The organism is Vibrio sp. SCSIO 43133 (genome assembly GCF_023716845.1).
GTDB classification, from domain to species: Bacteria; Pseudomonadota; Gammaproteobacteria; order Enterobacterales; family Vibrionaceae; genus Vibrio; species Vibrio mediterranei.
The window spans coordinates 1,296,746-1,311,211 of sequence record NZ_CP068025.1; the positions used below are offsets into that span (position 1 = coordinate 1,296,746).

The 14,466-nt window shown below is 45.0% G+C and carries 10 protein-coding genes; all 10 read right to left on the reverse strand.

All coding sequences use genetic code 11. The features are described from left to right. Positions 1–319: 319 nt before the first annotated feature. Positions 320–706 carry an MAPEG family protein gene (locus JKJ11_RS22695; RefSeq protein ID WP_031493941.1) on the reverse strand — a complete coding sequence of 129 codons (387 nt, stop codon included), beginning with the start codon at positions 704–706 and terminating at the stop codon, positions 320–322. Positions 707–888: 182 nt separating this feature from the next. Next, complete coding sequence (locus JKJ11_RS22700) at positions 889–1,719, reverse strand: alpha/beta fold hydrolase (protein WP_252039279.1); 831 nt, start codon at positions 1,717–1,719, stop codon at positions 889–891. A 63-nt stretch (positions 1,720–1,782) separates the two neighbouring features. Next, positions 1,783–2,346: a chalcone isomerase family protein gene (locus JKJ11_RS22705; protein ID WP_252039281.1), complete on the reverse strand. Its 564-nt coding sequence runs from the start codon at positions 2,344–2,346 to the stop codon at positions 1,783–1,785. Positions 2,347–2,405: 59 nt separating this feature from the next. After that, entirely contained in the window at positions 2,406–3,266 is an 861-nt protein-coding gene (locus tag JKJ11_RS22710; RefSeq protein WP_006069842.1) for a hypothetical protein, read from the reverse strand. Positions 3,267–3,323: 57 nt separating this feature from the next. Then, positions 3,324–4,490 (reverse strand): DUF5692 family protein, encoded by a 1,167-nt coding sequence (locus tag JKJ11_RS22715; RefSeq protein WP_006069841.1) that lies wholly within the window; start codon positions 4,488–4,490, stop codon positions 3,324–3,326. Between the two features lie 123 nt (positions 4,491–4,613). Then, entirely contained in the window at positions 4,614–5,516 is a 903-nt protein-coding gene (locus tag JKJ11_RS22720) for a hypothetical protein (RefSeq protein WP_252039282.1), read from the reverse strand. 391 nt (positions 5,517–5,907) lie between these two features. Further along, a complete protein-coding gene (locus JKJ11_RS22725; protein WP_124941538.1) occupies positions 5,908–6,540 on the reverse strand; it encodes a TetR/AcrR family transcriptional regulator in 633 nt (210 codons plus the stop codon). 91 nt (positions 6,541–6,631) lie between these two features. Then, positions 6,632–8,815, reverse strand: a complete 2,184-nt coding sequence (gene glgB / locus JKJ11_RS22730) for a 1,4-alpha-glucan branching protein GlgB (RefSeq protein WP_198559259.1) — start codon at positions 8,813–8,815, stop codon at positions 6,632–6,634. Between the two features lie 310 nt (positions 8,816–9,125). After that, entirely contained in the window at positions 9,126–11,303 is a 2,178-nt protein-coding gene (malQ, locus tag JKJ11_RS22735) for a 4-alpha-glucanotransferase (RefSeq protein WP_006069833.1), read from the reverse strand. A 250-nt stretch (positions 11,304–11,553) separates the two neighbouring features. Next, the gene (locus tag JKJ11_RS22740; protein WP_038227534.1) at positions 11,554–14,007 is read right to left on the reverse strand and encodes a glycogen/starch/alpha-glucan phosphorylase; all 2,454 of its coding nucleotides are present in this window, start codon (positions 14,005–14,007) and stop codon (positions 11,554–11,556) included. Positions 14,008–14,466: the final 459 nt, after the last annotated feature.

The following is a 14,466-nucleotide window of genomic DNA, read 5'->3' on the forward strand; positions in this document are numbered from 1 at the left end:
GTCACACAACAGGTATCGAAACCAACAGGGTATGGGATTTGGCAATACGGTCGAAGATAACTTTACTACTTACAGTATTCGCTGTGATGAATGATTGAAATTGCTAATCACCTTAGATCTTGCTCAAGACTTAGATGAAGAAAACGCTATAGTGGATTCGGTATTTAAAGTCGACAACAACATACTGCAGGCTTTTGAGAGACAACTACTCTCAAACAGCAACTTCAAGATATGAAAAAGAAAATTGCCGAGATTGAGGCTAAGTACTCTACTGGTTTTAGCCTCTTATCACCGGGAAATAGAAAGTAAAATCGCTGCACTACCAAAGCTTATCAAAAGGAAGATACACAAGGTTTGAGACAATAAGACCTGCCATAGCAAAAATAGTGATTTGCATTCCCCTAACTCTACCTTTGAAGCGTTTGTTAAGTATCCCGTAGGCGTGAAGGCAGCGTCCCACAACAAAGCTCACCCCAATAACATGAATCCAAATCGCGGGCGCTCCGTTATACTCCACAAAAGCCATGAGCATTAGAGTAATAGGAATATAGTCGACAGCATTCCCTTGTGCGCTTCTCGCAATTTGCAAGGCTTCCACACCACCATCGGCATAAGCGATCTGATTCGATCTTCGCTGTTTGATTACCTGAAATGACAGCCAGATCATTAAAGAAGCAAGAAGAGAGCCGTACAACGCAGTTATCATCAATAAACCTTATTTTTTATTAAGTTAAGTCTATTGAGTGTAGACAATAATCTCTGTATCTCCACTGGTAATGCCAACAGCTTTAAATAAGACTCAAAAGAAAAAAACGCCGCGAAGCTCAAGAGCAGCGGCGTTAAAGACAGGGGGATTTACTCATTAAAATTGGATGCTTACATCGTTCGCTAGGCCGAAGTCTGTAAATCTAATGGCGCCAATAAAGCATCCGATTCCGCAAGCCATTGCTCGACTATGCGATTAAATGTCTCAGGTTGCTCGGCCATAACCCAATGATGCGTGGACAATCCCACCACTTTATTTCCTTCGATATTCGCCATTTTTCTCTGCCAGGACTTAGAATGAAACATTCCTACTTTCTCTCTCCCGTAGATAAACAAAAATGGCACCTGAATATCCAAAGGAATCGTACCAAGTTCGCGCCTCATAAACGCAGAACTCCAACGCCAATGGTAAGGATAATTCATTCCTGAATGAATCTGTGATGCTTCACCCGGTGCCCCAAATACATGCGCCATTTTACGTGTCATCCAATCTCCAAGCTTTCCTCCCAAGTTCCATGCAAGCATCAACCAAAGTTGATACCCCAGCAGGACAACTTTAGCTTTTGCCGATAATTGCAAATCCTTAGAGCTTGCATCACCAATATCTACGCCAATAATACGTTCGACCTTCTCAGGGTTTCTCATCGCGTACTGATAGCCAAATACGCAGCCCCAGTCATGAAGAAGTAGCGTCACCGGTTTACCTTCGGAGATTCTGTCAATGATGCTGTCGAAGAGCATCAACATAGTATTCAAGTCATAATACTGACGTGGTTGTCCATGCTCATATCCTGGTAGTGAAAATCTCACACAACGGTAGCGCGACTTGAATCGCTCTACTTGGTGATCCCATAAACGATAGGTATCAGGCCAACCATGTATCATTACAATGGTATGCGCTCCCTCACCTTCAATATGAACATCTATACCCTCAATAACTTGTCGTTGTTCCATTTTTACCTCCTGCCCAGCAGATAGGGTCAGTTATTGTTATTTATTGATTTAGTATGCAACAACCTATTGAGATAGCATGGCTTTTTTCAATGATTTATCAGTCGGTTTGTCACCCAACCAGACCGATAATAGTGCGCGGCGAAACGCGTCACCTTCCACTAAAACAAGCATTTCACCATTTTTGTAGCTATAAATACCTATTTCAGGTGCACTTACTAAGGTGAATTGGTCACCCTCTGATATATCATTTGCAAAGGTCATTTCGACAAACTGATTAATACTGGAATCTATTGGTGTGGTATTCCCATCAGTCGCATTGTTAAAACCTTCATTAAGTGCATCAGCTAACTTTTCCTTGGTGATCATGCTAGAAGTAATATTTAACCGTATTGCTGAAGGTTGATCGCCTCTGATAAGAGAAGCGGCCTCGGTAGAAGGCAAAGAGGTGAAAAGCGATCCAACGTACAAATCCATAAAGAACTTACTGCGTACCCCCGCCCCATTGAGCTGTAGTTCTGTCTGTTGAATCGCCAGAGTGTCTGGTACATCTACGCCACTAACGATTTTTGCCTCGGCGGTAACCGATACCACAGCAGCAAGTAAGGTTATTAATCTCGGAAATTTCATGGTTGCTCCTTGTGACCCCTAGTCCTAGGGGTCATGTGGTGGAATTAAGTCTGCGAAAGTTAAAACGCGTAGTTATACTCCAGCCAGAATTTGTCAGATGAACCACTTTCCGAATAACTATGGAAGTTGAGACGCAAATTTTGGCGATTGGTGATCTGATAACCTAGGGTCAGTTCAATTTGCTGCGGGCTGAGTTCTAAACCGCCCTCAGAAACAGGAGCATCCCAGCTCTTACCACCAAACGCATCGGTATAAGTCCATGCACCTAAAATCCACCAAGTGTCGTTAAACTTATAGCGCCCATATACTTTGACGGAGTAGATGGTAGAAGCCCAATCAATACCGCTACTGCTCAGGTTATTGGCAGCAACCAATCCCGGGTCATAGCTAGCAAGTTTACTGGTGTTATCTTCCATAATTACTCCTCCAGCCATCAACACTGGCCAGATAAAGGCGTTATCACCAATCGGTAATGTTGCCACCGCACCCGCTTGTACTACTGCTGTTTGACCATAGAATGGGTGATCTTTGACGACCGCATCGACCATATGTCCTAAACCATTAGTTGTGTTTACCGAACCATAACGAAAACGGTAATTTCGATTAGTCGTTTTGTCGTTCATTTGAGGAACCACCATTCCCCCCATGACCGTTGTACCAGAAAACTTAGGCGCCCCTCCTTCTTGGTCGAATACATCGTTAAACTCTAGAATGAACCCCGACTTACGATCGGCATTCGGGTCAGACAACATGTACATGGCTTTAAGGTTCATTCCTTCGTTGCCATACCCCACGCCGAGTGCGGTATATGCTTCGGTTGGACTCGACATGTCAATTTGCTGTTCACTCTTTTCATCAGCAAGCACAGCACCAGAACAAACAAGAGCGATTGAGGTCATTGGAATTAGGTAAGATTTCATAATTAGGCTCCACTACAATATTTAGTCATACAATTGATTTATTTAATATTTTTATAGTTAGGAAAGAACTGACGCTATGCGCTGTTCGCGCGTTTTTCTAAAGAACAACCAGGCATAGATACCGTTTGCCACAAAGCTCGCCAATCCCGCTAATAACATGAGCTCATCGTTGCGCGGCAGCACCACCACGTTGCTTTCGTACATAAATGGACAACTGAAGTAATACATAAAGGAACCCGCAAGCGTGAAGGCGCGCGCCTGCAACCAAGTACCTTTCTTGATAAACAGTGATGGCAAGGTCGCCGCCACCAGAACCATGGCCTGTGCTGTGGCACTGCCAGGGAAGTTGAGGTAAACAAACACGATGTTCCAGATGTCGTAAGCGATGATCCAAAACGTGGTCATAGCAGGCCACACCATGTCTCTTTGTTTCGATTTGTCAGCGTGGATCTGTGCCCAACCCGCCAGAGTGATGATGGAGAGCAAACCACCAGTCGCATTGAGAATGTTGGCCATGTTGCCCATGGTGAAATCTTGCAGCACCGCTTCTGAAATATTCAGCGCCAAGAATGCAGCGGCGCCAAAACGTGCCCACTTTTTATCGCCAATAGGGGTAAATCGGATAAGGGTAAACAGCGCGGCGGCACCGACTACCGAGTAAAGCTTGACCCACTTGAACCAGTAGGTAACGCCATAACTACTAAATAGTGGGATTAGTGCAATCGGCAGTACGAACCAAAGTAGGTAGTTCGCCCACTTCACATGACGGCAAAGCTCATTGAGTGCAATCAAGCCAACCAGGACAAACAGCACATGCAGATAAGCACGGGTTTGATACAGTTTATGGAAGTTGCAATGATTGCCATCCTTGGTAAAGCGCATCTGATCGCGATCGGTATACGCAAAAGTAGCGTTATCAAAGTCCGTGATCTCATCACCAGCATTGCTGCGGATCATGACTTGACCCTCTTCAATATGCCAATTCTGAACTTCAGTTTTGTTAAAACCACCAGACTGTCTAAGCACTTTGACTTTGCCGTCCGCCAAAAACTCAAGGCGATAAAACAGACTGCCCTCTCCAGGGTCGCCATCAAAAGTCCCTTGCCAAGTTTCGCCAATAAGTTGTTGTTCGTTATAGCCTTGGTCGGCGGCTGCAAGCGGAGACATAAACGCCGCGCACAGTAGTACCAACAACGCCAAAATCTGTGTTGTTAATCTTTTCATACCATCACCTGTGTCAGGTTTTGAAGTGGTGGCCTAATAACGTCGTCATCAACTAGGCCTCCGGGGGAAAGCTCTTTAGCTACTTGCCTATAAGCTATGTGCCTCTAAGCAATCTGCTTTTAACTATTTGGCGAGCGCCACTTTGTCGGGAGCTTCGTCGTACTCATTGACGCAGTCCGTTTTCAATGGAGGCTGATTGTCGCCATACGGTGGCTCCTTCTGCTCGCGCTGCTTTTTGAAGTACCAAATGACAAATGGAATGTGCATTGCGAGGTTGATAGCACCCCACCAATAAAGCACGCTTTCGTTACGCCACGCGCTGGAGTCCATGACTGGGGTAAACACATCGTGAATAGCCCGCACGAAGATGTGAAACGCCAGCGTATAAACACGAGCAATGATGTATAGCTCTGGACGTTTTTTGATGACGGGATACAGCTCAGCAGCAATCAAAATACAGAATGAGCTAGCGAAGTAGCCGGTATTCTCACCATACACAAACGCAAGATTCCACGTGGTGTATAGGAAGTTCCAAGCGGCAGTGGAATAGAACAGCAGATCATTTGGCTTATCTTTCGAGATAAGCCAGTATTGTCGCACTCCGTTCTTGTAGCGTGGGAAAGGGATGGTGATGCATAAAATCACGCCACAGATAAAGTTGAAGTAGTTGCCGGTTACCAGATCTTTCAGTGTCGCTTCAGCAATATTGAGAAATAGCACTCCGTACAGTACTTTCAATACCCAGTCACCACGAAAGAAACGTAATATCACGTTAGGGTTCTCTCGGTAGTACCAAGCGAGCCGAGCAAGGCCGACCACCAAAGCCGTAGGAATAAGCACACTCACTGTTTTTGCCCAGCGGAACCAGCCATCCAACTGTTCAACCCACAATGGCGCGGTAAATAAAGTTGCAATCCAAATAAAGGCGGTTAGCCGGGGTGTCCGGCGCATACCTTCGATGAGTAGTAGCAAAAAGACTATATACGAAGACATAGATACCACGTAATGCCAGGTTGGTATGTCCATAATACCTCCACGTTATTTTTTATATAAAACCAATATCCAACTAAAAATCCATTACTATTATTCTTACTTATCAATATCTTATAATAGAGCATTTACTCTACGTTTGAGTAATTACTCTAATTTCATTTCGTGTTACATGTTGAGATCTTTTTCACGTTTTCAAAAATGGAAGCTAAGGTTGATGGTGATTTTTTAAGCTAATCACACAAACTCTATGAGGTTTATATAAAGCTGTGATCGGATTCACAGAAAGTTTTCAGACGAATGATTGGAGGAGTAAAAAAGTGGCATTGAGCCACCTAAAAATTCTTGGGAATGACTGAAAAGGGACAACTATATGTATACACTGAAGTTGCGATAGCAAGGAAAGGAGCAACTTCGAGTTCTAACGTTAAGTTGGAGACTGATATTTGAGTTTCAGCTTAGTGAGTACTACTTTGCCTTTGTCGGTACTATAAGGCCATAGTAAGACGATAAACTTACCAACACCTCGATTAACATCTGCTTTAGTGATCGATTTGCTTACTGAATTTGCCATTAAGTAACTTACCCAAAAGCCACCAACTACACGCATCAATTCAATCAACTCATCAATCTGGCTATCGTCGATAATAATAAACCCATCACGACGTAAATTGAGCACTGACTCACGGGCTCTTGCAACCAAAATATCGTGTGCTTGCAAGTAATCCCTATGCAGAGATTTGTCTCGCATTACTATTTCAGGCATGCTGGCATGAAAGAATCGAAATCGCCAAATACTACCAAACACTTCTTCACAATATCGCTGTAAGTATACTTCGGCGGGTGTCTCACTCGATACTGGCACAAAGGATTCACGCACATAAGTAATGTATTCATCAAAAATCGATTTGATGATGTCTTCTTTATTGCGAAAGTAGTAGTAGAGATTACCAGGACTCATACCTAAGTGGGCAGCAATATGGTTGGTAGTAATGACGCGCTCGCCTTTTTCATTAAATAGCTTCAAGCTGGCTTGGATAATTTTGTCTCGGGTTTTCATACTCAATTACGAATCGGGCTCGCTCGCGAGGCTTTACTTGCGTTGTAATGGAAAACAAAAGCCCCAACAATTTGCTGGGGCTTTTGTACTCTTAACCTTGATACTTATAGAATACCGTTGAAAGCGGTGGTAAGCGTAACGACAACGATTGTGGTTGTGCTTCACTTTCCATTTGCTCAGTCAATGCAGTTTGCACCGCACCAAACCCACTACCAGCATAGATAGAGTCATCGGTATTTAACATCAGCTCATACTTACCTGCTAACGGCACACCTAAGCGGAAAGCTTCATGGGGTACAGGGGTAAAGTTACTGATCACTAACATACGTTCGCCTTCTTCACTGATACGTTCATGAGCGAGAATACTCGCTTCTGCCGCATCTTGAAGACGCCACTCAAAGCCTTTAGGTTCTGAGTCGAGTTCGAACAGTGATTTCTCATTACGATACAGTTTGTTTAAGTCACGCGTTAGAGCTTGCACGCCCTGATGACGGTCAAAATCTAACAAGAACCACTGTAACTGGTCATCGTGGTTCCACTCACCGGTTTGCCCAAACTCAGCACCCATGAAGTTAAGCTTCTTGCCAGGTTGCGCATACATATAGCCTAAATACGCTCGTAAGTTGGCAGTTTGCTGCCACTCATCACCCGGCATTTTATTGTGAATAGAGTGCTTACCGTATACCACTTCATCGTGTGATAGTGAAAGAACATAATTCTCACTATGGGCATAAACAAGCGGGAACGTGATGGTATCGTGATGGTATTTGCGGTTAATAGGATCTTCTTGAATATAAGAAAGGCTGTCGTGCATCCACCCCATATTCCATTTAAACCCAAAACCTAAACCACCCATAAAGGTCGGAGCCGATACGCCAGGGAATGCGGTCGATTCTTCAGCAATGGTCATCGCATTCGGGAAGTGCTTGTAGACTTCTTCGTTCATCCACTTAAGGGTTGCGATAGCATCGTAATTTTCGCGACCGCCATCGACGTTTGGAATCCACTGATCGTGGCTACGCGAATAGTCTAGATACAACATCGACGCAACGGCATCAACGCGAATACCATCAATATGGAACTGCTCAAACCAATAAAGCGCATTGGACACTAAAAAGCGACGAACATGTTCACGACCTAAATCGTAAATATAAGAATTCCAATCTTGGTGCCAGCCGCGACGCGGATCAGGATCGTGGAATAGAGGCGTACCATCGAAATTCGCCAAACCATGATCATCTGATGGGAAGTGTGCAGGTACCCAATCCAGTACAACACCTAAGCCTGCTTGGTGGCACTGATCTACGAAATACTTAAAGTCATCTGGGGAACCAAAGCGGCTCGTCGGTGCGAACAACCCGACTGGTTGATAGCCCCAAGAACCGTAGAATGGGTGTTCAGACACTGGCATTAACTCAACATGGGTATAACCCATATCGGTCAAATAAGGGATAAGTTCGGTGGCCAATTCACGATAAGTCAGGAAATCACCATTGTCATTGCGCTTCCACGAACCTGCATGCAACTCATAAAACGACAGCGCCTCTTTACGCTTTTCGGTGACAGGTCGAGATTGCCACTTTTCATCTTGCCAATCGTAGCGGTTATGATTGTAAGTCACTGATGAAAAAGAAGGGTATTGCTCGGAGTAGAAGCCCCAAGGATCCGCTTTATGCGGTAAGCCTTCACCATTCGGTCCTTTCAATTCAAATTTGTATTGTGCTCCTTCTGGCAGATTTGGAATAAAAATACCCCAAATTCCATAATCCAATCGCTGCATTGGATTACGGCGCCCATCCCAAGCATTGAAGCTACCGACTAAACTAACCGCTGTAGCATGTGGGGCATAAACCAAAAAGCGTGTCCCCTCAATGTTCTCACCGTCTCGCTCAAGCGAGATAAATTGTGAGCCCATATGGTGATACATCTCTTTTGGTGTATGTAACTCATCGTATTCAGCGTACAAAGCGTGATATTGGTATGGGTCATCCAGCATTTGCTCAGTACCATTCCAATCTACCGCTAACTGATAGTGAGTAAATCGCAGGTCCAAATCAGATTTGAGAACAAAACCTGACGCCTCTTCTCTCACCATCGGTAGTCTTTCACCTGATGCTAGTTCAACGGCTACCCCATCGGCACCTGGCATCCATACTCTTAAGGCAATACCTTCTTCCTGTAGATAAGGTCCTAAGAATGAAAATGGATCAGCAAACGATGCACTCGAGAGTCGATCGTACGCCTGTTTTAGTTTTTTAAGCCCTTTATTATTCAACGTTCATCTCCCTCGACCTTAAATAGCCCCATGATTATTTTTTCGAAACCAATAGTTGGTTTCACTGACGTTTGAGGCACTATAAAAAAGCCCGCAAAGCGCGGGCTACCAGCAAGGTTTCATTGTACTTGATTGCACCTATACGGGAAGTGATTTAACCCTAATTTTCGGGTGCAATACGGTATTTTTACGCACTTCTTTACAATATAAATCCCAATAGTGACAAGCGATAAAAAGAAAAGCACGACTCCCAGAGATGACAGAACAAATCTCTGAAGAAGCCGTGCTTGATTTGCGATTTTGAGGCGGATTATTTGCTTGCGTTAGCGCGCACTTCTGTTAGACGTTTCGCGATACGATTCACCCCTTCTTGAGTAAAGATTTCCTCAAGGTTCATCGACAGTTTGCGACGCCAGTTCGGGTACTCATTCACCGTACCAGGAATGTTAACTGGCTTGTCCATTTCTAACCAATCTTCAAGCTGGACACTCAATAGCGTTGATGCGCCCGCAGCAACATGCAGCTGAAGTGCTTCACTTAAATAAGCGTCCATCGGCACTAGGCTAGCATCACGACCAACACCTTCTGGTAGATAACCGTGCCATGCTACGCTATCAAGAATGCCTTGTTTACATTCCAGACGGTCATCAAACAATCCTTCAAGTTGCTCTTTATCGGGGTAAAGACCAATCTCGCTACCCATTTTTAGGTCGTCACAATGCCAGAAGCCACGTAATGTCGGCATGTCGTGCGTACATAGTGCTGACATTGACTGATCGGCGTAGTGCGCTGGTGAGATGAAACCACCATCTTCTGCTGTTTCGAAGAAGAACACCTTGTACGAGTGGACGCCTGCTTCACGAAGGATTTCAACGATTTCATCTGGCACCGTACCCAAGTCTTCACCAATCACACTACATTGATGACGATGTGATTCAAGCGCTAAGATGGCTAGCATGTCTTCCACTGGATAGTAGATATAAGCACCTTTAGTGGCATTTTCACCTTTTGGAATCCACCATAGACGCAACAGCCCTAGTACGTGGTCAATACGCAGTGAACCGCAATGTTTCATATTAGCGCGCAGTAACTTGATGTAGGCATCATAGGACGTCGCTTGCAGTACTTGTGGGTTCAGTGGAGGTAGACCCCAGTTTTGACCTAACGGACCTAGAATATCAGGTGGAGCACCAATGCTTGCATCCATCACAAGGTTGCCATTGTCTGCCCAAGTTTCAGAGCCAGAATCTGCAACGCCAACCGCCAAGTCACGATATAGACCTACAGCCATGCCTTTTTCTTCGGCAAGTGCTTGTGCTTCGTTGATTTGAACATCAGCGATCCACTGTAAGTACATGTAAAGCTGAACTTTATCGCGGTTATCAGCGATAAATTTCTGAGTAGCGCTATTTTCAAAACGGCGATATTTCTCAGGGAAAACAGGCCACCCCCAAACACTTGAATCTTCTGCGTGCAATTCGGCATGAATTGCGTCAAATGCCGCCTGATGCAGAAGGCTTTCGCCACCCTCTTCCACAAAATCTAAGAACAATCTTGCGCGCTCAGACTGCTTATCCAAATGACGAGATTTAAACTCTTCAAAAAGAAGAGGTAACACGCTCATTTTCAGATCCGCGACTTCAGTGTAATTAACCCAGTGGGAATCACGCGCCTTCTGAAGGCGAGCTTGGAAGTCAGAGCTGCCGACCATTTGCTGAGCATCAGCGCTCAAAGCGAATTCAGCGACAGAGCTCACATCGATATAGAGTATGTTCAACCAACGACGAGAAGAAGGACTGTAAGGGCTTGCTCCTTCTGGGTTGGCTGGGAATAGTGAATGAATTGGGTTTAAACCAACAAAGTCACCACCACGCGCAGCAATGTCTGCCACCAACTGTTTTAGATCGCCGAAGTCACCAATACCCCAGTTGTGCTGAGTGCGTAGCGTATAAAGCTGGACACTCGGACCCCATAGTTTCTTGCCATGGTCAATGGCACTCTGTTTGAAACAGGCACGTGGCGTACGAATCAGTGTCATTTCATAAGGGGCTTTGCGACGCTTACGCTCTAGGTAAAGCTTATGGTAACCCCATGGTAGGTCACTAGGTAACGAAAATACTAAAGGGCCACCCTCAGCACGCTCATCACGAACGATTTGAGATTGAAGATAGCCTTCAAGTACTTCTCCCTGCTCGGTCTCTAAACGCCAGCTGAAATCGCTTTCGCGAGCGCTAACACCTAAATGAAGTTCGACTTCAACCGCATCCTCGTCTTTAACAACAAGAACTGGTTCAATCACTTCTTTTTTATGCTTTTTCTCAGCAGATTTAAGCAAAGTTTCATCATTTGTGGTGTCATAGCCTAAAGACGCTAGCAGACGAAGAATTGTTTCGTCTTCTACTTTCGCTGGACTGCCCCACGCACTTACGTAGCTGTCGGCTATTTTTGCCATTTCAGCAACTTGTTTTAATGCTGTTTGTTCTGTCATCGCTCTCTCCGAAGGACTTCTTTAACCTTCAAAACGGTAGGGTTAGTGTAATTTTTGATTCGAGCTTATTATGCCGCTCGACAGTCTATTTACGTCATTCCTGCTCATCGCGCATTTACGCGGGCAGAAATCTACTCAAAGTATTCATTATCGCTGTTAGAAGATCCCTGCCCGCGCAGGGATGACGCTAAAACAGAGATGAAGCAATTAAAGCGACCAAGGCACTCTCTGAGCACCTTGGTCATCGTGATTAACGAGAAACTGCTTCTAGTTTCCAAATGTTATTCACGTAGTCTCTGATGCTTCGGTCAGAGCTGAACTTACCAACTAGAGCAGTGTTCAGAATCGCTTTCTTAGCCCAGCCCGCTTGGTCACGGTATTGCGCGTCCATCGCTTCGTGTGCTTCAACATAAGAAGCAAAATCAGCAAGACATAGGTAAGGGTCACCGCCATCTAGTAGGCTATCGTAGGTAGCACGCAGTAGACCTGGTTGACCTGGAGTAAACTCATCACCTAGAAGTAGGTCTAGAGATGCTTTTAGTAGAGGATCCGCGTTGTAGTAGTCGTAAGGGTTATAGCCCGCCGCCTTCACTTCTTTAACACCGTCAACATCTAGGCCGAAGATGTAGATATTTTCGTCGCCTACTTCTTCACGAATCTCAACGTTCGCACCATCCATCGTACCGATAGTTAGAGCACCATTTAGAGCCATCTTCATGTTACCTGTACCCGATGCCTCTTTACCTGCCATAGAGATTTGTTGAGACACATCTGCTGCTGGGATGATGATCTCAGCCATGCTTACTCGGTAATCAGGGATGAATACCACTTTCAGCTTACCGCCAATACGTGGGTCATTATTCACTTTCTCAGCAATCTTGTTGATTGCAAAGATGATTTCTTTCGCTAGGTGGTAACCTGGCGCTGCTTTCGCAGCGAAGAACACAACGCGTGGAACCATGTCGAAAGAAGGATCTTTCAGTAGGCGGTGGTAAAGCGCTAGTACGTGTAGAAGGTCAAGGTGCTGACGCTTGTACTCGTGTAAACGCTTAATTTGAACATCAAAGATAGCGTTAGTATCTAGCTCGATACCCATGTTCTCAGAAACCCAATCCGCAAGGCGCTGTTTGTTTTGCTTCTTAACAGCCATATATTCCTTCTGGAATTTAGCGTCATCAGCAAACTTAGCGATGCCTTCAAGCTGTTCCAGTTTCGCAGGCCACTCGTCGCCGATCTTGTCAGTAATCAGAGCAGATAGACCAGGGTTACAGAACTTCAACCAACGACGAGGCGTAATACCGTTAGTCACGTTATGCAGACGCGTTGGGTACATTGCATCGAACTCTGGGAATAGGTCTTTCTTAACCAATTGAGAGTGAAGTGCAGCTACACCGTTAACCGCGTATGAACCAATAACACATAGGTTCGCCATACGAACCATACGATGGAAGCCTTCTTGGATGATAGACAGTTTCGCTTGCTTCTCACCATCACCAGGCCACATTGCACGTACTTCTTGCAGGAAGCGGTGGTTGATTTCAAAGATGATTTCCATGTGACGCGGAAGTAGACGCTGGATTAAGGACTCAGGCCATGTCTCTAGTGCTTCTGGAAGTAGTGTGTGGTTAGTGTATGCGAATGTCTTAGAAGAAATCGCCCACGCGTCATCCCAACTCATGCCTTTTTCATCAAGAAGGATGCGCATTAGTTCAGGAATTGCGATCGTTGGGTGCGTATCGTTAAGCTGAATAGTTTCTTGCTTAGGTAGAGATGCTAGTGTGTAACCCGCTGCTTCATGACGACGCAGGATATCGCGCACTGATGCTGCTGAGTGGAAGTACTGCTGCATTAGACGCAGAGTCTTACCTTTTTCATGGTTGTCGTTCGGGTATAGAACCTTAGTGATGTTACCCGCGTCAATTAGCGCGTGCTGTGCTTCGAAGTAATCACCATTGTTGAAGCTTGCCAATGAGAATGGTGCAATAGCTTGGCATTCCCAAAGACGTAATGGGTACACTGTTTCTGACTCGTAACCTACGATAGGTAGATCCCAAGGCATCGCTTTTACTGTCATGCCAGGAACCCATTTACGAACTTCTTTACCGTTCTCGTTGACAACTTCAACGTGACCGTAAAAGCCAATTTCTTGCGCAAGTTCTGGACGCGCCACTTCCCATGGATAACCTTCTACACCGCGCCATGCGTCTGGTGCTTCTTGTTGACGGCCATCTTTGAATGACTGCTTAAATAGGCCGTATTCATAGTGCAGACCGTAGCCTACCGTTGGGTATTCTTGAGCGGCGCATGAATCCATGAAACACGCCGCTAGACGCCCAAGACCACCGTTACCAAGTGATGGGTCGCGCTCTTCTTCAAGAAGATCGGTAAGATTATGACCTAGCTCAGCCATTGCTTCAGTGATCTGCTCATACAAGCCCATGCTGATCAGGTTGTTACCCGTCAAACGACCAATCAAGAACTCAAGAGATAGGTAGTTAACACTTTTTGCTTTTTTGATGCGCTCGTCCGCTTCAGTGGCAAGAAGGTCAAACGTAGTTAATTCCGCTAACGCTCGACCCATTGCTAGATACCATTGGCGCTCAGAAGCAGCCTCAACAGTCGTTGCGTAAGTAGCAGACAGGTGCTTTTTAACACTTTCTTGGAAAGAAGCTTTATCAAATTGTTTTTGCTGAGTAGGTTTCATTAAGAAATCTCACTTTAAGTTTTTATCCATCTGTCCCATATCGTGCATGGTGACGTTTCCATAAACATCCTCCTAGTTCCGACTCCATGGAGGATGAGTGAGGAGGGCGTAGAGGGCGTACTCCCCTCCACTTAGTGATCGATCTCCCATTCCGGTTAACCATTCTGTTTTTTCTGGTGATAACGATCACGCCAAGCTCACATTTCACTCTAAGCGTTAATTAAGAAACATTTGCTATCCCTTATCGGACTAAATACAAATTCTGCTGTTCAGATCACAATTAGCCTCGAAAAAAGCCGCAAATCACCAGGTTTTTTTGTATACATGACAGGCCATTCACACTCCACACCAAGCAATAAAGGTGACATTAATCACATTTATAAGGCGTAGTAGCTGTGAAAAAAGCTTAAAAATCAAAATATAGCCCTCGATCAATAAATGTAGAGCTCACTCTCTCAT